1 protein-coding gene is annotated in these 813 nt (G+C 42.9%); it reads right to left on the reverse strand.

Annotation, left to right across the window (positions count from 1 at the left end; translation table 11 throughout):
• Positions 1-794: NAD(P)H-hydrate epimerase (locus ACS8FD_RS18995; protein ID WP_439277004.1), on the reverse strand; the 794-nt coding region annotated here is incomplete at its 3' end.
• Positions 795-813 lie beyond the last annotated feature (19 nt).

The raw sequence follows: 813 nt of genomic DNA on the forward strand, positions 1-813 counted from the left end.
CCATGAAATGCTTGATGACAGGCAACAGTTATCTTGCCAGCGCCAGTGGCCATCGCGCTAGAGGAAGTCAGAATCGCTGCACCGCCCATGCCTTGAGAGCCATCAAGACGATTGCCTCCAACCACTAAAACATGACCATAACTACCTTTATAACTGTTATGACGACGCGGCGTTAGATGTTGGGCATCTTTAAGCAATACTGCAATAGGTTCAATAGATGCATAAGGTATCAACGGTATATCAATTACTTCTCCACTAAAATCCATACCATCTTTGGTATGCAGACCAAACTTACGCGCAATTAGACATAAGGTAATGTCTGCCTGTATGGCTAATTTTTCAAATACTTGACCAGTAGAAGCGACAAGACCACTTGGAATATCAACAGCGACTACTAAAGCGCCAATCTGCTGAGCAGCGTTATTAAATGTTATAATTGCTTGTTCATACAAACCTTTTGGCGCACGATCTAAACCAATACCAAATAATGCATCGATATAGATATCAGCCTGCAAGGCCATATCCAATTGATCATTTTTATTTTGATAACATTGCATATCCTCAAAGCGTTGGTAAGGACAGTTCATGCTCAAAGCCTTACGCTGAGCCTTTGTTGCATCGTTGACTGTTTCTTGGCTCTTTTGACTGTTATCTGCCCGATTATCCATTTCTACGCCGACTGTTATCACTTGTACTTGCCAGCCCGCTTGCTGTAGATAATGAGCAATTAACCAACCATCTCCGCCATTATTACCTTGCCCTACCCAAACACACGCACTAGGCTGACGAGTCATATAATGATGATGTCTGGCG

The organism is Psychrobacter sp. 1U2, assembly GCF_051847575.1.